Origin of the sequence: Vibrio sp. V15_P4S5T153 (assembly GCF_963874485.1) — a bacterium.
GTDB lineage: Bacteria > Pseudomonadota > Gammaproteobacteria > Enterobacterales > Vibrionaceae > Vibrio > Vibrio anguillarum.
In genome coordinates this window covers 98,099-120,539 of the sequence record NZ_CAWNHR010000017.1, presented here as the reverse complement: position 1 = coordinate 120,539, position 22,441 = coordinate 98,099, and the positions used below count along the sequence as shown (strand labels likewise).

25 protein-coding genes are annotated in these 22,441 nt (G+C 39.4%); 9 read left to right on the top strand and 16 right to left on the bottom strand.

Translation table 11 applies throughout. From position 1 onward, the window contains the following. The first annotated feature begins 160 nt into the window (after positions 1-160). From AACT42_RS10760 to AACT42_RS10750, 3 genes are read left to right on the top strand one after another with little or no spacing between them, the layout of a single operon-like run. A complete protein-coding gene (locus AACT42_RS10760; RefSeq protein WP_094133488.1) occupies positions 161-2,227 on the top strand; it encodes a hypothetical protein in 2,067 nt (688 codons plus the stop codon). An 11-nt stretch (positions 2,228-2,238) separates the two neighbouring features. Continuing rightward, positions 2,239-4,446, top strand: coding sequence for a hypothetical protein (locus AACT42_RS10755; protein ID WP_094133489.1), 2,208 nt, complete (start codon positions 2,239-2,241; stop codon positions 4,444-4,446). Then, the gene (locus AACT42_RS10750) at positions 4,446-5,018 is read left to right on the top strand and encodes a hypothetical protein (RefSeq protein ID WP_094133490.1); all 573 of its coding nucleotides are present in this window, start codon (positions 4,446-4,448) and stop codon (positions 5,016-5,018) included. The genes AACT42_RS10755 and AACT42_RS10750 overlap by 1 nt, the downstream gene beginning before the upstream one ends. Positions 5,019-5,061: 43 nt before the next feature. Here the strand turns inward: AACT42_RS10750 and grcA are convergent, their stop codons facing one another. From grcA to AACT42_RS10730, 4 genes are all read right to left on the bottom strand, one after another. Then, on the bottom strand, positions 5,062-5,439 hold the full coding sequence (gene grcA / locus AACT42_RS10745; RefSeq protein WP_042764113.1) for an autonomous glycyl radical cofactor GrcA: 378 nt from the start codon (positions 5,437-5,439) through the stop codon (positions 5,062-5,064). Positions 5,440-5,657: 218 nt separating this feature from the next. Then, entirely contained in the window at positions 5,658-5,972 is a 315-nt protein-coding gene (locus AACT42_RS10740) for a glycine radical domain-containing protein (protein WP_369597156.1), read from the bottom strand. A 9-nt stretch (positions 5,973-5,981) separates the two neighbouring features. Continuing rightward, the gene (locus AACT42_RS10735) at positions 5,982-6,707 is read right to left on the bottom strand and encodes a GmrSD restriction endonuclease domain-containing protein (RefSeq protein WP_094133491.1); all 726 of its coding nucleotides are present in this window, start codon (positions 6,705-6,707) and stop codon (positions 5,982-5,984) included. Positions 6,708-6,747: 40 nt separating this feature from the next. Continuing rightward, positions 6,748-7,113, bottom strand: coding sequence for a hypothetical protein (locus AACT42_RS10730; RefSeq protein ID WP_094132224.1), 366 nt, complete (start codon positions 7,111-7,113; stop codon positions 6,748-6,750). A 312-nt stretch (positions 7,114-7,425) separates the two neighbouring features. Here AACT42_RS10730 and AACT42_RS10725 point away from each other — a divergent pair, with 312 nt between their 5' ends. Next, positions 7,426-8,748: a hypothetical protein gene (locus AACT42_RS10725; RefSeq protein ID WP_094132223.1), complete on the top strand. Its 1,323-nt coding sequence runs from the start codon at positions 7,426-7,428 to the stop codon at positions 8,746-8,748. Positions 8,749-9,082: 334 nt separating this feature from the next. On the opposite strand, the gene tnpA (AACT42_RS24800) is transcribed toward AACT42_RS10725, so the two are convergent. Further along, positions 9,083-9,496 (bottom strand): IS200/IS605 family transposase, encoded by a 414-nt coding sequence (gene tnpA / locus AACT42_RS24800; RefSeq protein ID WP_094182777.1) that lies wholly within the window; start codon positions 9,494-9,496, stop codon positions 9,083-9,085. 23 nt (positions 9,497-9,519) lie between these two features. On the opposite strand from tnpA (AACT42_RS24800), the gene AACT42_RS10720 reads away from it, so the two are divergent. After that, positions 9,520-10,734: an RNA-guided endonuclease InsQ/TnpB family protein gene (locus tag AACT42_RS10720; RefSeq protein ID WP_094182776.1), complete on the top strand. Its 1,215-nt coding sequence runs from the start codon at positions 9,520-9,522 to the stop codon at positions 10,732-10,734. A 130-nt stretch (positions 10,735-10,864) separates the two neighbouring features. On the opposite strand, the gene AACT42_RS10715 is transcribed toward AACT42_RS10720, so the two are convergent. From AACT42_RS10715 to AACT42_RS10695, 5 genes are all read right to left on the bottom strand, one after another. Next, complete coding sequence (locus AACT42_RS10715) at positions 10,865-11,047, bottom strand: hypothetical protein (RefSeq protein WP_094132015.1); 183 nt, start codon at positions 11,045-11,047, stop codon at positions 10,865-10,867. 58 nt (positions 11,048-11,105) lie between these two features. After that, a complete protein-coding gene (locus AACT42_RS10710) occupies positions 11,106-12,314 on the bottom strand; it encodes a hypothetical protein (RefSeq protein WP_094132014.1) in 1,209 nt (402 codons plus the stop codon). 2 nt (positions 12,315-12,316) lie between these two features. Continuing rightward, a complete protein-coding gene (locus AACT42_RS10705) occupies positions 12,317-13,576 on the bottom strand; it encodes a ParA family protein (protein WP_094132013.1) in 1,260 nt (419 codons plus the stop codon). Between the two features lie 356 nt (positions 13,577-13,932). Further along, complete coding sequence (locus AACT42_RS10700) at positions 13,933-14,211, bottom strand: glutaredoxin domain-containing protein (protein ID WP_094132012.1); 279 nt, start codon at positions 14,209-14,211, stop codon at positions 13,933-13,935. Between the two features lie 125 nt (positions 14,212-14,336). Then, a complete protein-coding gene (locus AACT42_RS10695; RefSeq protein WP_020332263.1) occupies positions 14,337-14,627 on the bottom strand; it encodes an HU family DNA-binding protein in 291 nt (96 codons plus the stop codon). A gap of 632 nt (positions 14,628-15,259) precedes the next feature. On the opposite strand from AACT42_RS10695, the gene AACT42_RS10690 reads away from it, so the two are divergent. Both AACT42_RS10690 and AACT42_RS10685 read left to right on the top strand, forming a co-directional pair. Beyond that, a complete protein-coding gene (locus AACT42_RS10690) occupies positions 15,260-16,699 on the top strand; it encodes a DNA cytosine methyltransferase (protein WP_094132011.1) in 1,440 nt (479 codons plus the stop codon). A gap of 71 nt (positions 16,700-16,770) precedes the next feature. After that, complete coding sequence (locus AACT42_RS10685) at positions 16,771-17,451, top strand: hypothetical protein (RefSeq protein ID WP_094132010.1); 681 nt, start codon at positions 16,771-16,773, stop codon at positions 17,449-17,451. 123 nt (positions 17,452-17,574) lie between these two features. Here the strand turns inward: AACT42_RS10685 and AACT42_RS10680 are convergent. Both AACT42_RS10680 and AACT42_RS10675 read right to left on the bottom strand, forming a co-directional pair. Then, a protein-coding gene (locus AACT42_RS10680) for an IS3 family transposase (RefSeq protein ID WP_094132009.1) occupies positions 17,575-18,725 on the bottom strand; the annotation gives its coding sequence in 2 pieces (ribosomal slippage) (positions 17,575-18,482 and positions 18,482-18,725; 1,152 coding nt in all). A gap of 28 nt (positions 18,726-18,753) precedes the next feature. Further along, on the bottom strand, positions 18,754-19,707 hold the full coding sequence (locus AACT42_RS10675; RefSeq protein WP_141193174.1) for a GIY-YIG nuclease family protein: 954 nt from the start codon (positions 19,705-19,707) through the stop codon (positions 18,754-18,756). Between the two features lie 115 nt (positions 19,708-19,822). Here AACT42_RS10675 and AACT42_RS10670 point away from each other — a divergent pair, with 115 nt between their 5' ends. Beyond that, positions 19,823-20,056: a hypothetical protein gene (locus AACT42_RS10670; RefSeq protein WP_094132008.1), complete on the top strand. Its 234-nt coding sequence runs from the start codon at positions 19,823-19,825 to the stop codon at positions 20,054-20,056. Between the two features lie 69 nt (positions 20,057-20,125). Here the strand turns inward: AACT42_RS10670 and AACT42_RS10665 are convergent, their stop codons facing one another. The 3 genes from AACT42_RS10665 to tnpA (AACT42_RS10655) all read right to left on the bottom strand — a co-directional run bounded on the left by AACT42_RS10665 (position 20,126) and on the right by tnpA (AACT42_RS10655) (position 21,051). After that, positions 20,126-20,314: a hypothetical protein gene (locus AACT42_RS10665; protein ID WP_094132007.1), complete on the bottom strand. Its 189-nt coding sequence runs from the start codon at positions 20,312-20,314 to the stop codon at positions 20,126-20,128. A 3-nt stretch (positions 20,315-20,317) separates the two neighbouring features. Beyond that, the gene (locus AACT42_RS10660) at positions 20,318-20,467 is read right to left on the bottom strand and encodes a hypothetical protein (RefSeq protein WP_176432206.1); all 150 of its coding nucleotides are present in this window, start codon (positions 20,465-20,467) and stop codon (positions 20,318-20,320) included. Between the two features lie 170 nt (positions 20,468-20,637). Further along, the gene (tnpA, locus tag AACT42_RS10655; RefSeq protein ID WP_094132696.1) at positions 20,638-21,051 is read right to left on the bottom strand and encodes an IS200/IS605 family transposase; all 414 of its coding nucleotides are present in this window, start codon (positions 21,049-21,051) and stop codon (positions 20,638-20,640) included. 23 nt (positions 21,052-21,074) lie between these two features. On the opposite strand from tnpA (AACT42_RS10655), the gene AACT42_RS10650 reads away from it, so the two are divergent. Next, complete coding sequence (locus AACT42_RS10650) at positions 21,075-21,257, top strand: helix-turn-helix domain-containing protein (RefSeq protein WP_094182775.1); 183 nt, start codon at positions 21,075-21,077, stop codon at positions 21,255-21,257. A gap of 130 nt (positions 21,258-21,387) precedes the next feature. Here AACT42_RS10650 and AACT42_RS10645 read toward each other — a convergent pair whose 3' ends face one another. Then, complete coding sequence (locus AACT42_RS10645; protein WP_094182774.1) at positions 21,388-21,624, bottom strand: hypothetical protein; 237 nt, start codon at positions 21,622-21,624, stop codon at positions 21,388-21,390. Positions 21,625-22,441: the final 817 nt, after the last annotated feature.

The window sequence follows — 22,441 nt, the reverse complement described above, 5'->3', positions numbered from 1 at the left end:
ATCTCGCCTTTATTTTTATTCGGCAAACCCTGATTTATTAAGAGTCGAGGGGCGTGCTCAATACGTAAATAAGATCGCTAAAGGCATTCAGGATAAGATTAAGCTAGCACGTTCTGAAAGCACATATGCGATGGCAATCATCAACTTCAGGCGTTACGTAATGTATTGCGATACTAATGGTATCGAGCCATTCTCTAAGGAAGGGTATCTAGCCTACGTTGGTGATGAAGGTGAGTTGAGACGTAGAGCTAAAATCAATGAAGACCGCCCTCCATTTTTGATGCAGTCGAGTGATGGTGATTCGTTGGGATTCTCAGAAGTCACCTGCTCATCCCATACTCACGATGTTAGAACAATCCTTAAGCTGGCAGAGGTTCATGAGCCAATTTGGGAGCGTAGCTATGAAGCATTTTCTAAAAAGAACAGAAAGTTAACTATTCCTTACAGCAGTGATGAAACAGATTTGGCTGTTAAGGTATTACTTAGAGCGTTTGACGCTTTGTATGGCGCTCTTTCAAACCATTATGAGTCAAGCCCCCACACCCTTTTACCTAAATCGATTGAAGTTGAATTAGGTGGAGATCTTGGCAAGCTGAACCTGCCAGAGCTAGGTGTATCGACAAGTCCATTCAATATTTGCATGGCAGCAGGTTATGCTCTGTTTGCTTATTACACAGGACTCAACCGAGATGTGGTTCTCAACGCTGCACACCCTATTAAGTTTGAAAAGCGCAAGCTGAAAGACAAGACGATCAATCAAATATCACTATCACTTTGGAAAGCTAGGGCAGGCAAGTTTGTGAAGGCAGAGCTTACTGATGATATGCCTATTTTCGACTTCAGTGAGGACGAGTTTGATGTTGAGATCGAGAAGAAAACGGGAGTATCTTTAGTCAACAAGCTAGTGAAACTCGCTGAAATGTTTGGTTCAACGACTGAGCGCAGCCCTTTATTTTTCAACCTTGGTGTTAATGATGAAGTAGTTAAGTTTAGCCAAGAGCCTGTATTTAAATTATCTAAAGTATTAGGGTTAAAAAAGCTAAATACTGAGTATCTATCGCCACTCTTTGCTGAAGGGTTAGCAATGGCTCTTAAGGGGAAGTTTTACGTTATATCTAGCACAGTTCAAGCCGATGGTTCTCACCGAGTAAGTAAAAAAGTTTCTTCTCTAAAGCCTTATAAGACAAAGCGAAATATCGTTTCTTGCGCTTCACTTCTACTCAGTGGATACAATAACCCAGAGGCGTTCTATGGAGCCAGATTGCCACTCATGGTGACTGAAGATAAAGGCAACCACCATTACCACTTCCAAACATGTTCAGGAGCCAAGGGTTACTTCATTCTTCCCAAAGAATATCGAGAGGTAATGAAAAACCTTGAGGCGTGGTCGAGTGCTAATGGGGAAAATGAACATAGGTTTCTGTTGCCATTTCCTAACTCTACGGGGAATAGGATTTTTGATTGGAGAACTCCTCAAAGGCTGCCGCCAATGCACACCATTCTCGATGATCTCGCCATTCCACATGGCGAGTATTATCTCGACATCAATACCAGACGATTCAGGGCATTGATGGCATCTGAAACTTACAGTGATAATGATCTTGGCGAAGAGGGTTCTATCATTCTAGACAATGAGCTAAACACCTTTCAGCAAAGTTATGCGGATGGAAACCCTGAGGAAAACCAAATGATCTTCTATGAAGGTCTAGAGATCCTTTCGAGAATTTTTAAAGGTCAAAGCAAGGAAAATGCGATTACCGCCCTTAAGAAGCTTTTGAAACGTGAAACACTGACATTCGATGAGGTAAAGCAAAGAAGGCTCCACATTAATCAAAATGGGATCGCATGTAACGGTGTGCCAGATATAGACAGAACAATGGGTGATGATTACCACCGTGGTGCAATTAAAACAGCTAAAAAGATTGGTATTGATCCTAAAGGTTCTATGCCGTGCTACCAGTTAGATCAGTGTTCTCGTTGCAAATCAGCACGGATGGTCGATGATGCGAAACAGGTATATAAACTACTGTCCTTCATTGAGGTAATGGAGTTGAGAATTGACCTTCGTCCTGATAATGAATCACTATTAGAAACTACTACCTACCTAAGAATTATGATCAATGAAAATATCTCCAATGAGGTATTGGCTGAGGCAAATAAAATGCTTTATCTCAATGGTTTACACCCGCTTGTAGAGAAGATGCAAGCAGCTCAAATTCTGGCATAAGGAACCCACAAGTGATCAATGCTGCTTACTCATTGGAATCCGCTTTCTATTACAAGCGATGGGATAAATTTGCTAGAAAACAACATGACTATATGGAACATGTTGTTAAACCACTTTTTGACAGTAAAAATTGGCAAGCAATAAATGAGCTGCCTGTTCTTGTCGATAAAGGAGGCAAAACGCTAATCAAGTTTGGCGATGATATATGGTCACTCAAGGATCACCTATGGAATGGTGATTATGACATAAGTAAAGTGACAAACTTGCACTTTTTTGCATATGAATACAGCGGGATACAGGTTGATATTGGCGCTAGACTGCCAACTCAGTTTAATCTTGAAGTTAAACTGTTTGCATACTATTGCTTATTCATGGCACCTAAAATCACTGAGTGGATTGCAAGTGTAAGGTCTTATGTCAACCCTTTGAAGTCTTTAGCGATGGAGTGTTCAGAATACGGCTTGAACTCATTTCAAGAGCTAAATCATGAGACCCTAAGGAGGATGATCAATCTTGGTTTTGTCGAGATACAACAGAAGACAATTGCATCATTAAATGTGCTTACCAAAGCATATGAGCTACCTCTTAATTTTGAAAATGTTGGCACGTTTACAACAAAGGCTTTTCCATCTCTTATTGAAAGAGAGGGAGAGCAAAACCAAGTCATTCCCCTTGCTGTTTACAAAACGCTTTTTGACCAAGCTGAAGCAGTAGTCAACAAATATTATGACTCCAGAATCGAGCTTCAGGATAAGTTACGGGACATCCAAACTAAGCAAAAAGCAGCTAAGATCAAGATTCAAAAAGCAATTAGGACGGGTTCTTGTTCGCTCAATGGTTACTTCCGCCCTCCAGTGCAAAAAAAGTTGATTGAGCGATTTGAGGAAGCAGGTATCACTCTAATTGATGATTTTAAAGAAGGAGATAAGTGGGTTGAGCTAATCGAAGATATCGACCCATCTTACAAGTCATTTAATATTAGAGATCATACTACCCCAAGAATGAAAGAGAGAGGTTACGATCTTCTTACCAGAGAGTTTTATTGGAAAAGCCTCAATGCGTTTAAAGACACTCTTTCTGAGATAGATGCTGCTTGCCGATTCTTGATACAAGCCTTGAGTGGAATGCGAACTGATGAACTGTGGCGAATGAGACCTGAGTATGGATTGCAGCACACCACCATTAAAGGGACGGTTATACCACTATTAACCACTCGACAAAGCAAAATCTCAATGAATGCAAACACTGTGAATGATGTCTATGTAACAACAGAGATGGGAGCGAGAGCGTACCGCCTGTTAAATGATATACACGCACCACTTAGAGATAATTTTAAGACTGGCAAAAACAGGTTCTTCGGAGGATTTAGAGGGCTACTTAAGACAAAACCTGCTGACAAAGACACTGACAACATTACGAAATACGTCAAGCTTTGGCTTAAAGACTACAAAATGACCGACGAAGATATTTCTCAACTTGATATGTCGAATCCAGACCGTTCCACGAATAAAGCAGCGGGTGTCACTTTTAAGTTTAACCCACACCAGCTAAGGCGCTCTCTAGCGTATTACTTGATAGGATATGAATTGTTGTCATATCCGCAACTCAAACAACAATTTTCACACTTCACGGTGGCAATGACTCGCTGGTACGCAAGGTATGCATCCTCATTTGCTAGGATGCATCGTGAAATAGAAGTAGAAAGGCTGAACCAGAAAGCTCAAATCATGGCTCGTATTCATAGGAAGCTTGCCAACGGTGAGCGTCTTGGCGGAGGCAAGGTAACTGAAATTACGAAGAATATGGCTAAGCAAGGTGAGAGCCAGTTCGAAGAAGGTAATGAGGATAGAGCCGTTTCAGTCGAATACTGGAAAAGACGTATTCGTTCAGGTATCGAACACATCCACGCAATTGCTCCAAATATGTACTGTACTCACAGCTCATGCGGAATGCGTATTTCCGTTGACTTATCTGACTGTGTTGATTGTGGTTTCGACATCTTTGAATTCGCCACATATGCAGAGTCTGTTCGTAAAGAGGCTGAGATTGCTTTGCACCTAGCGGATGAGCTTGGTGAACTAAACCCGCCAACTATTGCTAGGCAGGTTGTGCAAATCAGGTCTGCTGAGAAACTTATGATGGATATGGACGTACCGTTTGAACCCGTTGAGATACCAAAGGAGTGGGAAGATCTGGTTATTCATTGGGAGGCGGCATAATGGCGATTAGAGGCACGAGAGAGTGGGATAAAGCGCAAACCCAGAAGAAATTTCTTGAAGCAATAGAACGCCTTATCTCAGGCAATGTTAAGCATAAGAAAGAGCTAAAGACCTTAAAGGTCAATGATTCCAACGTCTGCAAAGAAGCTGGACTAAAAAACGGGGCGTTAAAACATTATCCAAGGCTGCAAAAGTTCATCAAAATTAAAGCGAAGTTCCCTGATGCCATATGGACTGATGATGGTGATTTCCAATATGTTGACGGTAAAACTATAAGCTTAGATACAGTTGTTGACACCCTTAACAAGTCAAGTAAGTCCAGAGCGAGTGATAAACAGAAGAAAAATGAACTGGCTGAGATTAATAAGCTTCATGTCGATGCGGTAAACAATGCTTTGGAGAACCAGATTGCGGTAACAGAGCCGTTTGTCGCTGCTCTGATGGAGGCATTGCCTGATGCTAAGAAGGCAGAATTGATTGAAAAGTACGAGAAAGTACTACATAGACGTGATTATGGAGGTGATGTAATTCACGCTATTTTTGGTAAAAATAAACTAAAGGCGGGTAAATAATAAATAAAGGCGCATAAAGCGCCTTTATTCAGATGCTTAACTCTTATAGAGATTCAGTAAAAGTACGTGCAATTACGTCTCTTTGCTGTTCTGGAGTTAAAGAATTGAAGCGAACTGCGTAGCCTGAAACTCTTATGGTCAACTGTGGGTACTTTTCTGGGTTAGCTACAGCATCTTCAAGGGTTTCACGCTTAAGAACGTTAACATTTAGGTGTTGACCACCTTCAATCTTTGGGGCAGCTTCCATAGCTACTTCACGAGACTCGTATTCACCTAGAGAATCAATAGCTACAACTTGATCAGCTTCAAAGCCAGAAGCTGCGGCAACACAGCGTGCCTCGCCTTTTTCTGAATCCAATAGCCAGATTGAGTTCAGCAAGTCATCGTTTGCTGATTTAGTAATTTGAATTGCGTTAATCATTTGACTTCACCTATTTTGCTTATTTTATATTTGAATCTTTAACAGTTTTTGAGCCATTTTTTAGACTCAAATAGACTAGGAATTCGGTCTAATTTTTGGCTGAACTAAATGTTTTTTAGACTGAGTGAGTGTTTGTGCTCAACAAAGTATGGTTAGTGATGTGAACCAAGGTATTTACTAGGTTTTTTCTCACTCAGTCATAAATTTAGTCTAAGAGATTACCCATTGTAACGAATTGTGAGCTGGGGATACTTTTCTGGATGATTTATGGCATCTTCCAATGTTTCCTTGTGCATCACGTTTACGTTCAGATGAAATCCTACATTTTGATTAATCTGTTCAATTTCTAAAGGAATTTCATCATATTCGAAACTCCCAAGCTCATCAATAGAAACTATTGAATCAACTTCAATTTCATCTGTGTTTGCTGCCAAGCATCTAGCCTGGTTTAGAGCTTTATCAAGCAACCAAAAGGAACCGATAAGTTTCTTATCAGAGGATTCCGTAATTTTTACACCAATTATTTTACTCACAACATCACCTTACTTACTACATACGTTGTTTTTTACTTTACTGAATTCAATCGCTTCATTTTGGCTCATCCTCAAGCCGTACTTCTTAACTATCCTCTCGAATCTCAGCACATATTGGCATTGATATGGCTCGTTAGGAGGAAGCCACTCCATAGGAGGTTTTGCACCTTTTTGTCTATTTAGACTTTTATCAACCACTATGATGTTTGCAGGATCGTTTGCAATTGCTTCTTTCAATTTATCTGATAGCATATAACCGCCGTGCTCGTGAACCCATTTAAGTGGAACAACGTGATCTGCATCTAAATCACCAGGATTATAGAATCGCTTACCAGAATACGGGTCATTCCAAACTCCGCTAAGCACATTGCATTGTTTTCCTGTTTTGAAATCAACTGCACTTACTGATTGAGCGATAAGAGCCTCGTGTCTTGAGTTCTGGCAATCCCCATCGACATCTTTCCAATGAGGGTACATATCTCTTTCATATTTAGGGATAAGACCATTACTAGGTGCTTCTTTCTTTTCAGATCCTGAATAAGAATACCCTTTATATGGAGTTCCCCCATTCTCAAGACACTGAGTCATTGATTCAAAATCAACTGATTTCTTAATCCTTGAGTAGTATGAACTGTTTGAGTCATGACAAATACCTGACGAGCTTTGTTTTACAACATCGGCAAAGACACTCGTAGATACTAACGCAATAGCAGTTAGAAGAATAAAGTTTCTCATCTTAAGCCACTTTTTATTATTTTAAATATATCTTGCTATTTTAGACAGCCTTTGTAAAGCGCGTTTCTTTTAATAAATAAAAAACCCGCTCCAGCGGGTCATTTCCCAATCGCTTTAGTTTTATGCTGCTACCTTTTATCACACCTCGCTTCAGAGCCATTACATGATAGCAAAGTACAACAAGGAATGTTTCGAACGCTTCATGTTCACTCATGCCTTCAACGTTAATCTTTTTCTCATTTCTAAGCCACGTATATGCATTTTGTTTAACCGAATCGGATTCGAAGTCGATTTTAAGTTCGTCAATCCATTTACCTGCACGTTCTTCATGAGCGAGTATGTCCGCCATCATTAACACAGGTATCGAGTCCAGTGACATTTCTTCTTTTATAGTTAGTTTGTTCATCGTCAATCTTCCATTAATTTATTTATTTTCAGTTATTCTATTCATATCGAGCACATTATCAACACTAAGAGAAAGAAACCATTGATTTTGGTCTGAGCTAGCTCAGACCTGCTGATCGCAAAATGATCAAAACTATTGATAAATGTATGTTTTATGCCCTATTACAACGAATTTTGTCGAAATACAAGGTTTTTTTGACGTATCTATTGACATTAGACCATTGTCAATATATAAATTACATCAAGACTGTTAATTTATAACGTTTTTCAGGTGATGATGAAAAACTAAAACGATGAAAACTAAGGGCATCGCATGAAAAAAGATTCTCAAACCAAAGACCAAGCTGGCAACACATATGTTTTTTATGCCGCTGAAACACTTGAAATAGTTGGCGAGTCAGACAAAGTAAAAGACTTTTTAGAAGAATATTTGAAAGAAGAACTTAAGAGCTACTCTGGAATTTACCGAACAAACCAGGTTAAAGATGGCAAGCAGGCTCTATCCGCATATCGCGGCCTTATCATGCGTGTAAAAGGAAAAGAGGACGAAGTTCCATTCCCAAGTGAAGAAGTACGCACAAGCGCATCATCTCGCCGTGATAACGAGTGGGATGTGTATGATGCATTCACACATGAAATCGTAGAGCGAACTAAAGATATCCGAGATTTTTGTACTAAACACGATCTTGGAAAAAATGCTCACGTACAGATTTACAAAACAAACCACTATGATGAAGAGAACAAAAAGCATCTTCTTCCTAGTTATAAAGGGTACTTTATCCGTAAAGCTGAAACAGCAGATAAGCTTGTTCCATTCCCTGAGAAGAAGAGCGTTCCGCCAGAGTCATATGACGTATATGAGTACTCTACAATGAAGTTGATGGGTAATTACAAAGACCTTAAAGTGTTTATGAAGGAAAAAGGTCTGAACCCAGCACTAGAAACTCATCTCCGTAAGACAGGTAAACCAGATCGAGAAGATCCGTCCAAACCAATGGCAAATCAATATCGTGGTTACTTTGTTCGTCAAGTTGGCAACAATATTGAATTACCATTCCCTGGTGAACCAGAGCATCCTGCAAAAGGTACGGGCAACGTTTGGTGTATATTCGATAAGAATCTAAACATTGTTGAAAAGACAAACGACCTTCAAGCTTTTGCTCAAGAAAAAGGATTGAAGCATTACAAGCCTTTCTACGACACAAACCGTGTTAGAGCGACTAAAGGTGATGGTGAAACTGATGCGACTATCATGCGTTTCTACAAGGGTTATCTGATTCGAGCTGAAGAAGATCTGAGAAACTGGACTCACTTGCCGCTTCCTAATCCTAAGAATGCAACTGATCCTGATACATCTAGCTTGGATCTAATGGTTTGGAAAGAAAACGGTGACGCTCTACAAGGTCGTTACATACCTTCTTACCAAAAGACATTTGGTGTAGATACCCTGGATAAAGAAATGCTTTATGAGCTGGCTAATAAGTTCCTAAGCAACCCAGAAGCTAGACAGGATGGCTATGGTGCTGTGTTTATCAAAGACATGAAGCCTGGCAATACGAAGAGTGATGACACAATGGAAGCGCTGGCTGAACTAGAGGTCATTCTTCCTAAAGAAGTGCTCGATTTCCTATCGTAAACACCTTTTTAGCATTTATGTTCTTTCCCCCGAGACAATGCTATTTACCTACACATAAGAAAAAGGACAGCGATTTTGCTGTCCTTTTTTATTTGTCTGTATGACTCATCGAGCTACCATTTCATCTAGCTCTTCAAGCAAGGCGTTACGCCACTGTAGGCGAAACTCATATGAAATCATATCGGTTTCACGAGGAATAGTTGGAAACTGCTTCTTGAAGATGATGTCAAATGTTTCACATAAATCTCCAAACTCGGTTTCTTCTTCTACCCAATAGCGCCAAGTGCTCCATCTAAATCTAATGAGCCTAAGCGAGTTAATTTAGGTGGTGGCTTTAATCAAAACCTTCCTGCTGATCCAAATACTGTTTTACGATGTCTAGCGGCGCACCTCCACAACTAACCAAACAATAGCTCCTGCTGTAAAAAACGGGCTTCCAGTAAAACCTACCCAAGTGCTCAGAAAACTCCTTTCTTACCAGTCTTGATGTGGCAGTTTTTAGACTATTCACCATTTTACTTGGTTGTATTTTAGGATTTGCAGAAATCAAGAGATGAAGGTGATCGGGTTCTCCATTGCATTCTAAAAGCTTGCAATCCCAAGTTTCCAGTAACCTTTTATATTGTGATTCTAAGTATGCAGCAACCTCTGGCGTGATACAGAGACGACGATATTTAGTCATAAGAACTAAATGATAGTGAATATTGAAAACGCTGTGATGTAGCGTGTTTAGGGCTTGTTTTTTCATAACAACTAAATATAATCGATTGTATGAAAAAAGCAATCCGTAAAGTCACATACAAACTGAAACCATCAGTTTCTCAAGAAGAATCGCTGATGGATTTGTTTGTACATCATCACCAGTTGTATAACTGGGCTTTACGTGATCGCATCGAAACATACCGCAATTCTGATTACAGCCTTAACTTTTCAGAGCAGTGCAAAATCAACACGCTATGGCGCAACAATCGCAAAGCGCATGGCATTTTCAATGCCAATGCTCAGAGTGAACAAGTCACCTTAAAGCGTGTCGCGCTAGCTTTTGATGGGTTTTTCCGTCGATTTAAAAAAGGTGATAAGAAGGCTGGATTCCCACGTTTTAAACCGTTTCAACGCTTTAAGGGTTGGGGTTACAAAGCGCATGGTGATGGCTGGAAACTCCACCTAAAGGAAAAGAAACAAGGTGCAGTTTATCTGGCTGATGTTGGGATCGTTAAGATGCGAGGTAAAGCCAGAAATGATGGCGGTAAGCCTAAAACTGCCGAAATTATTCACAAGAATGGCGAGTGGTTTATCTCAGTTTCAATGGAATACGATTCTATTGAAAGACAGTGTGGCACTAAAGCTATTGGTCTTGATTGGGGTGTTTCTCATTATTTTTCAACCATCGATCAAGATGGTAATTTTGAACAAGTTGAGAACCCGCGCTATCTCAGAAATAGCAAAGAGCTATTAGCGGCTTTGCAACGCGACCTTGCGTTAGCAAAAAATGGGACTCGCGCCCATCGCAAATTGAAGCACAGAATTGCTAAACTGCACCAAAAAATCGCCCGTCAACGACTCGATTTTACTCATAAAGAAACGGCAAAATTAGTGAAAGTGGCGGCGTTAATTGCCACTGAAAAACTCACCGTTAAGAACATGACCAGCAGCGCCAAAGGCACTGCCGAGAAGCATGGGAAGAACGTAAAACAAAAGGCTGGCTTGAATCGGGAAATCCTGAATACCGCGCCAGCCATGACTCTTAATTTGCTATCCTATAAAGCGGCAGAAGCTGGTAGCGAATACGTTGAAGTACCAACAAAGCAAGTTAAGCCAAGTCAAACCTGCCCAGACTGCGGAGCTAAAAAGAAAAAAACCTTAGCTGAACGCTGGCACTCATGCAAATGCGGCTGTGAGAAGCCCCGTGATGTAGCCAGTGCGCAAGTTAATTTAAACTGGGCGTTAGGCATTCAGGCTGGGAACCAGCCTAAAAAGGCAGCTTAGGCTTTCTTTTTGAAACTCCTTCAAAACGCGTAGCGTTTAGTGGGAGTTGTTCATATAGCTATCAAACTCTTGATACTCTCCGACCTGAAATACATCATTTATACGCTCCCGAATCACGATATACTGATCTTCATCCACTTGGTCTAGCAGACCCAATAAAAAGACCCACAGACTCAGATGCCATGTGCTCTGGAACACCTCTGTCGCGATATATCTCATGGACTACATCTTCTCGATTCGTAGGCTTTAAAACTCCAAGCAAACCATCTATTAACTCTTTAGCTGATATCGATTGCTCATTAACTAATGCCATAGTCACTTTCCTTTTTATTTACACCAATACCGAAATGATTCAGAGTCCAAACACAAAGTCATTGACCGACATGCTTGAGGATGATTTTATCGATGTCTCGAATCAGTTTTTGACGGATTTTTTCAGGATAATCTTTAATCTGATAAGTAATTATAGACTTCTTATCACTGCGGATATCCTCTTTTTTAAGGACAGCCTGACTTTTTCTGGATCCTTTAGCTAAAGGGATAAACTCTGGCTTTTTAGGAGCTAGTTCGCCGCACTTAAAAATAGCTTCTGCTGCTTCTACGATACGCTTAATGACGTATGTATTTTTTGCGACAAGATCACCTTCGTACTCTAGAAACTCTTTGGAAGCAACAATCTCAGATTTCGTTTCCTGTAAGCTTGCTATTTGCTCAGCATCCAGCTTGTTTTCAAGTGACTTAAGCTTGGTAAGATTACCTGCCCCAAGCCTAGACGGTGCGTAAGATAACCCGATTAAATCCTCATTAATATTTGCAAATTCGATACAGTTGTTTACATGCTTTTCTGAGAAACCATACATGTCTGCTACGTCTTTTGCAGTGAGTTCGTTTTCTTCGATTATCTTTTTCCAGAAAACACCATTATCTCTCGCAGAACGACCTAATTTTGCTTCAGTTTGCTGATCGTATACTACGAAGTCCGCTAAGGTTATCGGTCTGTCAGATACAAACACTTCGAGAGGCAGAGTCTTCTCAATAGCGTTAAGCCTTCTTCTCGAACCATCGAACAGCTCAATAACACCATCTTCGCCTTCATAACCATATGCTTCCTCTTTCTGCTGTTTTGACATTGTTTTATCAATATCTTCTACATCTATAGAGGACAGCCATGTTTGAGAGCGCGGGTTTAACGATGACACTCTTGTCTCGGATGCTACCTTGCCAGCCTCAATAACATACTTTCTGAAAACATATGGCTGAGGATCATCTAGAATCAGAGTCTTACTTAACTGCAATCTTTCAGATACTGCCACCAGCTCACCTGAAGATAGCTTGATCAGATTTGCCAAGATGTCATCTTTATCCAAATCATTGACATCATTATTGGTGGCTTTAGCAATCTGGAAGATCACATCATTAGCATCGATATTATTAGACTTCACAGCAGAAAGAATGTGATGAATGTGCTTTTGAGTTTGAGCTACACTCTTTGCCTTCTCTGCGCCTGGGAGATTATTTAGAGAACTAGCGCCTGTACCAACAGGTCGGTTTTGTCCCATTCCTGGTTTTTTTCTAGCCATGATTACGCAACCTCTTTCTGTTTGCTCCAGACCTTATCCATGTCAAATTTAATTTGATTAATGTAAGCATTCATATTGATAACAGCAGAGCGAATAGCTTTCGAATCATTATGAACCTCACGGTATTCTGATGGAGAAAGGTCAAACACTGTCTGCATATTGTTAGAACACTTGAGGATTGCCTCTGAAAATTCGATTTTGCAAGGCATCAAGTTGTTCGGGAATAGAGACATGATTTTTGACTCATTATCGCCCTGAGATTTCGTCTTTCTGTAGTTAGACATCAGAATGCCAATGCGGTCTTTATAGCCTTCAAAGCCATACTGAGACATGATTTCAAATACTTCAGGAAGAGTTGTAATCCAATTCAATGTTGCAAAAAGGTCGTTGTCATTTGGCTGTAGCGGAATGTACAGCAAATCAGAAGCATAAAGAGCATTACAGACATGCAAGTCAATTGATGGTGGCGTGTCTACAATGACCACGTCAAAGTAATCATCCAGCATTTTCAACTTATCTTTAAGCATTTTGTACGGGTTGATATCTGGGTTCTTGCTAGCAATATCTTCCATATCTTTAGCGAGTGAGGTGTCTTTACCTCGACAAGGCAACACAAATAAGTTTGGTATTGTCGTGTCTTTTAATTGGTTGTAGACATACTCGGCTTCCGACATACCATCAGGGATGTCATTTAAGTAGGTTTCAAGAACGAGATCACCAATAGTGAACTCATTATCACCATTCAATCCCTCTATCTCTACAGAAGCTGGAGAGTAGTACGTTGAAAGGTTTTGCTGCTTATCGAGATCAACAATAAGAACACGGTATTGTTCATGTCTGAGAGCAAGACCTGCGCCTAGATGAACTGAATTTGTCGTTTTGCAGGCTCCACCCTTCTGATTAGCAAAGGTGATTATCAACAGCTCTTGAATTTTTGAACGATTAAATTTGGGGTATTTCAGCTTATTTTTAGGCTCATTATGCAAGGCTTCTCTAATCTTGTAGATATCCTTAATATTGATCAACCATCTCGAACCTTCCTCTCTAAATCGATTTGGATCGATTCCAAGCTTGGTGCAATAAGCTTTAATTGTTTTCTCAGTAGGACCATTTGGACCCAAGAATGCTTTAGCGTCAGCCAACGTAAAATGACGCATGTCCTTTTTGTTCGCTATGCAGCAAATTTCTGCTTGTTTTACAGCCATAGCTTCTTCAGCAGTAGCTGCAAGAGCATAAACCTCTGATCTAGTATCGTAAAACATGAGACCCCCGAATTTAAGTTACGGGGTGTAATCTAGCAACAAGAGTTGATATTGGCAAATAAATATTTAAATTTTTACGCAGGGTTTGATTTTTATCACCCTCCCGCATTTTCATCACCGAAGTGGATTTTTCAGGGAGAGTGATAAAGGGTATGGTATACCCAATAAATCGCACGCGCTATTGATACATGAGGATAAAAAGCTAGTGATTCTTGATATAGCGTATAACTTAGCTTCCGCCATCTACATTAACTGGATAGGAAAAGGATCACTGAAATTAATTTGAGCAATATCTTGTATTCAAAGTTAGGGGTAATCCACTCTTATATGCTGTCAATTGATGGCTTTATGCTTTCTTATAACGTCATATCTGACAGATCGATTGACAGAGCACCTTCTTTATCAAAGTAAGCATCTAAATCTGTGAATCCACCGATGTAAACTTCATCAAGGAAGATTTGTGGGACAGTTTGCACTTCAACACCTGCCTGTTCTTGAATCCGTGCGACCATATCCTCTTTTGAAATATCTACACCGATTTTAATGATTTCGATATCCGCATTTTTTTCATTAAGAAGATTGATTGCTTTTACGCAGAAGGGACATGCATCCTTTGAATATACTACAGCTTTCATTTTTTAAACCTGAATTTTATTGATTTATATTGAGGTTCAATTGTAAATACAAAGTTTAAATACATCAATAAAAAAAGGGGGCTATAAAGCCCCCAGTTAACAAATCGGTTTGTTCTCGTTTGTTTCTATTCTTCTACAGGCAGTAGAGCAACTTTGTCTTTAATTGCCTTAACTGGTGTAGCAGACACTTTCATCTTAGCTTCAATATGAATATCTTCGCCAGTCTTTGGATTTCGACCTTTACGAGCTTTTGCTGTTGTAACTTTCATTTTAGCCAGATTAGGGATGGTGAATTCATCCTTTTCTAGCAAAACTTCTTGACCTGTTTCACCCAGAGCTTCAAGAACTGCTTTGACTGAAGTTTTTGGCATCTGAACCTTTTCTGAAATGGTTTCAACCAATTTATCAATGTTCATGATCATCATCCTTTTGGCTTGATTCAATAAAACACTGGAAATATACATACAAAATAGAGCAGCTATCAAGTATTTTTTTCAAAATATCGTGATTTTTTCCAGATATGAGCAAATGTTAGCCTAAAATGTGACCTGGATTAGAAATTAATTACTGCTTGGTTAGTTATTACCCCGAATCTAACCTATCGCTCTGATCTTCTTGGATTTTTGGTTACAAATAAATGACGCCATCTTTGTCAAAGATATGTCGCTCTGTACGCTATTGCTTAAAAATCCCTGTTACATGCCTAACTATCAATCCCATTGGGTTAATAAACACTCAGTACCTACCCGTCTTAGTGTATTATGCGGCAAGTAAATTAATTCATTAATTATCAAATTTTAAAATTCACCATACTTTAAAAGAGGTAGGCATCATTTTTTTGAGAAATCCGCCGTGACATTTCTATTTTGAACTCGATTAAAATTTTATCTTTATTTAAAGACAAGCTTTACGTTTCAACAACTTTCATATGTAAGCTATATTTTGTTTTTTTACTATACATTCATGCGCATTAAAAGTAAATATTAATATTGACCACAGCCATAGAGAATGTATAATAAGAACAAACAAAACCGCCAAGGACAATAAAATGACAGCTACAGAGAACATGGTTCAAGTTTTTGCACCTACAGACCTCGCAAGTAAACGATTGAAGATCACTAATACGGCTAAAGGACGTAAGATTCAGATCTCTAGCAACCTACTTCCACTGTTCGGCTTCGAAAAAGGGACTCCTGTCGTCGAAGAGCCGCTTGGTGAAGGTCAGGGGTACAAAATCATGCTTGCTGAAGGACTTCCATACAAGAACACTAAAATTATCTACTCGCGCACATACAAGCGCCGTAAGAACAACCCGTTTGAAGTACTATTCGAGACAGCTTCTAAGAAGATTTTGGATTCTACTATTCCACAATATTGTGAATACATTCATGTCACTATTCGATTTGGTGTCATGTATGTCAAACCTATGATTAACCATGTTGCTGAACGCATTGCAAAAGTAATGAAGGCAGCAAACCCTTTTACAATGTTCGCAGCTTGCTCATCTGGTATTGATGCTGCCGCAGCGCAGGAAGCAGGCTTCAAGGTTGAGTCACTGTTAGAATACCGACCAACAGAAAAGCGTGACAAGCGTGACCTAACAGAAACAGGCGTTGTTTCTGCAATTTCTAACGTACAGCTATCCCATGTGTTTAACGAGGATATCACTCAAGTTTCAACAGAATACTTGAAGTGGGCGACAAAAGATAAGCCTTCAATGCTTTTCACTATCTCCCTCCAATGTGATGATTTCAGTAACGTGAAATCAAACAATTTGAAAGAGAAGTCAGAAGCTGATTTAAGTAGCACACTCGATATGGCAATCGACGGATTACGCATCATCGAGAAGCTACAATTCCCAATGGTGCTTCTTGAGCAGGTTGCTCCGTTTGCGAACAGCGAGATTGGTCGCATGTGGGATTTGCGATTAAGAAAAATGGGCTACAAAACATTTTCTCAAAAGATTGATGCTCGTGATCATGATGGATTAACAAGCCGAGTTCGATTTTTTCACTTTGCCACCTGTTTGCCAACAGAATTTTTCTGGCCTGAACAAACTGAGCGTAACCAAACACCTATCTGGGAAACTTTCATCAAAGATCGTATTCAAGATTTCCGTGACATTACCCATACAAGCTCTATGAAGAAGGGGATTGATACGCGTCGAATCCGACCAATTAAAGAGGATTCACTTCACTCTCCAACACCTCTGAAATCACAGGCTCGACAAGCTGCTGATAGCTTAGTGATCATGGAGAAAGACGGAACCATTCGATTCCCTGACGAGCAATTACTGAAAGACCTTATGGGTATCCCTCAGTCGTTTAACCTAAATGGTGTAAACAAAGAACAGGGTACTGAAATTATTGGTCAAGCAGTGGATTACCCTCTGTATAAGAGTCTAATCATGAGTATCAAAAAGCACATCAAAGACTTTTTGGTAAAAAAAGACGAGTTCTGTTTAAAGTCGTTCTTATCAGCGGCTTAATGTAAGATACACTAATCGAAGCAATTTCATCGCGTCACCATATTAAGTGGCGCGAATTCAGGAGACCGATTATGGCTACAAATATTGAGAGCTATTTTTTTCATCAAGACCACAATTCGTTAACAGTTGATGAGATCCGTAAGCACGGATTTGCAGCGAAAGAGGCATCTAATGGATTTATTGAAGCGTATCCTACGATGCAGCTTATCATTGCAGAGAAAGAGCTTGAGCTAAAGCGTTCACTTACCATGAATGAGTCTAATGAGATTCACAATCTCAATGAAATTAAATTTCTGGATCTTCTAATCAGCGGTGTTAAAGATGGCTGCCCTCCAATCATGATGTTTTGCGATGATGGTGATTATGAAAACACACTTACTGTATTCACTACGCCTACATTAAAAGAAACCATTGTTGACAACCACTTCACCTCCGATCAGGCGAAGATTACTAAGAAGCTTGAAGAAGTTTACGGAATTAGTGATTATTACTCGCACATTGGATTTGCCAGACATACTGAATACGACCTAATTACTGATGAGCAACGTAAACAGAAAGATGCTCATAAAAAGCAACTTGAAGATTACCAGTACAGCTTATGGTTAAAGACATTCTCAAAATTATCCGAACGACAAAAGCTTCAACGCCTTAAAGATGTAATGACTGAGAATAAGTCCAGTTATGTAACCCGCTCTAATACTGATAGCTATAAAGAGAAGCTATTCATTGAACGGTATATCTCTGAAGAGTAAAGAATGCATATTTAAGGGAGCGAGATAGCTCCCGTTTTTAACTGCGCTAACTCCCATAACAATAAATCTAACTTATCCCAATCCATAGCAAAATGATCTGCTCCAGCTAGACTGGACACTTCATTAAGCGACATTTTGCTGTTCAAAGTTAACTGGGCTTAGATACCCAAGAGCACTGTGCCTTCTCGTCCGATTATAATCAACCTCTATGTACTCGAAGATCGTTTGGCGCATCTGGTCTCTCGTCATAATTGGCTCATTTTGGATTGCTTCAACTTTCATAGAATGGAAGAAGCTCTCAACACAAGCATTGTCCCAGCAATTTCCTTTCCTACTCATACTTTGTTTTAGATTATAAGCAGTTATGAGATCTCGATAATCTTTTGAGCAGTACTGACTACCTCGATCACTATGAACGATAACCTGCTCGGGGAATCCGCGACGGAACAACGCCATTGATAGCGCATCACAGACCAGCGTAGCCGTCATTCTGGTATCCATAGACCATCCAATTACTTGTCTTGAGTAAAGGTCAATAATTACCGCCAAGTACAGCCAGCCTTCGCTTGTCGCTATATAGGTGATGTCTCCAGCCCATTTTTCATTCGGAGCAGATGCGCTAAAATTCTGAGCCAACAGGTTTGGAGCAACAGGCATTTGATGCTTGCTGTCCGTAGTGCACTTAAACTTGCGTGCAGCTTTCGGCGTTAAATCTTGACGCTTCATACTGGCAGCAATGGTTTTAACATTGTAGCGTTCACCGTTCTCAGACAGTTCTTTTTGGATACGCCTTGAGCCATCTCGGCCTTTGCTGTTGTCGAAAGCTTCTTTAACTTTTGTATCAAGCTGTTGGCGAATAGCCTCACGTTGGATGGCGTTGTGCCGATGCTTAATCCAGTAATAAAACCCACTTCGGGAAATCCCGAACACCTTAGCCATACGCACTATACTGAAGCACAGCAGGTGTTCGAGCATAAACTCGTAGCAATCTACTTTAGATTCTTCGCGAAGTAGGTGGCGGCCTTTTTTACAATTTCTAGCTCTTCAGCTTGCTCAGCCAACTGCCTTTTGAGCTTGGCAACCTCTGCGGTTAGCTCTTGCTCTCGCTGACTAGTACTGGTGTCTTTCTTCGAGTTCTTCCGCCACCCGTAGATTTGAGATTCGTGTAAAGAAAGCTGTCTTGCTGTCGCAGCTACTCCCACTTTATCTGCTAACTTCAGGGCTTCTGCTTTAAATTCAGGGGAATGTTTAATTCTAGTTTTCTTAGTTGTCATTGTTCACCTCGTTAGTGATTGTACTCACTTAACTCAGTGTCCAAAACTGCTGGGGCGGATCAAAATACTCATTAAGGGCAGTAGCATAAGTCGAATATTTTCTATGCAGAGCCTTCTCCATTCTTCCATACGACTTAAGAACTAACAGTACTTTTGACTCGTGGACAACACCTTTTTGTGAGAGCTGGTTAACTACTTCAGATAATCTTATCTTTGAGTCCCTGCTTGTCTTTCCGATTTTTATAAATCTGTCTGGCATACCTTCAATATCTGCAACAAAAGACATCACATACAGATCGCATCTATTTAGATGCTTAACTTTTTCACGAAAAAGAGACTCAACTCCCTCTTCCTCTTCTTTCAGTTTTTTATCCTTAGCTAAGATCGAAAATCGCTGATACTTATCTATGTTGGCAATAGAGCAGCTTCTAGACCTAATCAATCTTAGATAGTCCTGATTTACACTTAACCTCTCATTCTGCTCGCTTTGAATCTCAGACTGCACATCAATACCAATATTCGATAGCGCATCAAAGACACAAGATAGCTTATCGCTAATGTTAAGGTTTTCATCTACAAGAGATGAATCCAAATCACGTATTTTGGATAAGGTAGTTGTTAGAGCTTCAGACCTACTTACTTCAGATTTTAAAATCCCCATTAAAGCAAGGTCATTCGCCGCTTTATCCTTTCCTTTCCACCAATACACATCTTTATATCTGGTAACTCTATCAATCAGCTTAAGCTCATTAGAGTTAAGGAACTCTTCACTATCGTACATAGGAATGCTGGCGGACTCAGTAGCCAACTTACTTTTTTGGCAAGTAATACCAGCATGAGAGAAGTGATGGTCTCTAACATCACCTTTTTTAGATATTAAAGCCACTTTACAGAATGGGCATTGTAGATGAGACTTTCCCTTATCAACTTCATCTATAGAGACATACTCGCCCTGCTCATTTAATCCATATGTAAGGAACATTGTTCTTTCACCTCCGAATATTGGTAGTTAAATATACAACAGAGATAACATACATTCAGAATTGACTCGTTAGCTAATTTATATATAATGGCAAAAAACAATATAGAGAATGAACATGATTCAAGCAATTATCGATGAGCAACTAACTGACAAGTCTTCACTTTCCGTGATTTTATTCTCTCTTGCTCGCAAACACTGCTATGACTTTACAGAAGAAAGAGTAAAAAATAGCAGCTCATTAAGACAGCAATTAAGTAAGAAAGTCATGAATGAAGCTAAAGAAATGGCTCCACATGTAACAGAAGAACAGTGGCGTGATGCAGCCGAATATCTGGGACAAAAAGGATGATCGACATTGCCCCCTTGGGGGCTAAAGTAAAAAACCCTGACTTTACGCCAGGGTTATTTCTGTTAATGATTAAGGGACGAATGAAGCTCTCGCTTCTTTGTTATCTCTAATATCTTCTCGCCATTCAAAGTTAAAATTGGAGCGACTCAGCTTAACCATTCTGCCATCTTTCGGATGGTGCCATACGATCCCTACTGCATTTAGAGTAGAAAAGAACTTTTTTAGACCATCGAAAGTGTAATCTTGAATTTTAACCACCTCTTAGCCGTGACGTACAAGCTTGTTGCCTTCAAGCTCATATACGTTGCCTTGGATGCCTTCTCCAATTAGCTCGTAAGTACCATCTGCTTTGACTTCCAACAATTCAAAAGCAGAAGCAAACTTTTTATCTGCTTTATCATTGAAGTCCACTGGAAACCAGTAAGGAAAGTGCAATGAAATAGGTGCTGGTTTTTCTTCAAGCTGTATTGCTCCATTAGGTACATCTACCCAAAAGCGCCAAGTGCTCCATCTAAATCTAATGAGCCTAAGCGAGTTAATTTAGGTGGTGGTGAAAGGCGCACCACCACGAAGTGGTGGCTTTAATCAAAACCTTCCTGCTGATCCAAATACTGTTTTACGATGTCTAGCGGCGCACCTCCACAACTAACCAAACAATAGCTCCTGCTGTAAAAAACGGGCTTCCAGTAAAACTTACCCAAGTGCTCAGAAAACTCCTTTCTTACCAGTCTTGATGTGGCAGTTTTTAGACTATTCACCATTTTACTTGGTTGTATTTTAGGATTTGCAGAAATCAATAGATGAAGGTGATCGGGTTCTCCATTGCATTCTAAAAGCTCGCAATCCCAAGTTTCCAGTAACCTTTTATATTGTGATTCTAAGTATGCAGCAACCTCTGGCGTGATACAGCGACGACGATATTTAGTCACAAGAACTAAATGATAGTGAATATTGAAAACGCTGTGATGTAGCGTGTTTAGGGTTTGTTTTTTCATAACAACTAAATATAATCGGTTGTATGAAAAAAGCAATCCGTAAAGTCACATACAAACTGAAACCATCAGTTTCTCAAGAAGAATCACTGATTAATTTGTTTGTGCATCATCACCAGTTGTACAACTGGGCTTTACGTGATCGCATCGAAACAAGTTGGTTCAACATCGCGAGTAGCCATGTTTACATTACGGTCAATAACAAATAAAGCTTTTATTTTTTCACAATTAAATCCGCAATCTGAACACAAGTTTCGAACCTCGTGGACGCTCAGCTTGAGGATTAATCAAGCGGATTTAATATTACTTATAAAAAATCCTTAGTCAACATTTTATTTTTTACTTAATGCTGTATTTCTCTTTAACTTCCTGAATTTTAGCCCACACTTCATCGCCGCATTCATGCTGTTTAACTCGTTTGAATACATTAGATAGAACGCGAGCTTCTTCTTCGTTTACCTCTCCATCCTCTAGGGCAATAGAAATCAGGTAGTTTAGTTCTTTAAGATCAAGTGTACCGTCATTCATAAAACAAGAGATTGATGCAGTTGCAATTCTTAGATGACTGTTATTCATTTTTTGATTCCTTTATTTTGCTTTTTGATAATTCGGAACAATTATTTCAAAAAATAAACTTTGATCAAGACTATTCTTTTCATAATATTTGAGCGATTCTAAGCTTTAAGTTGCACTTCATATACATCTATTATCGTTCTTTATTGAGCCAATTATCGAATACAACAGTTAAAAGAAAGCAACGATAGCATTTCACTATAAGCGCTCGTGAATCAAAGAAAACAACGATATCATTTCACTATTTGCGCTCATGAATCAAAGAAAACAACGATATCATTTCACTATTAGCGTTCATTAATCAAAGAAAACAACGATATCATTTCACTATTAGCGTTCATTAATCAAAGAAAACAACGATATCATTTCACTATTAGCGTTCATTAATCAAAGAAAACAACGATATCATTTCACTATTAGCGTTCATTAATCAAAGAAAACAACGATATCATTTCACTATTAGCGCTCATGAATCAACGAAAACAACCATATTATTTCATAACTAAATACTATGAATCAAAGAAAACAACGATATAGCAAGCGTTCAATTTTGTTGAAACTAACTGTAAAATGACATTTTTTACCAATAATTTAAGATCCGTATCCCTGACCGATCATAAACGTTCTTATAGAATTCCAAAAAATCGACTCAGCGATCAAGCAAAACAACGATATAACAAGCAACCCATTATGCTGCAACTAACTGTAAAATAACGTTTTTTACCAATAATTTAAGATCCGTATCCCTGACCGATCATAAACGCTCTAATCGAATTCCAAAAAATCGACTCAGCGATCAAGCAAAACAACGATATAACAA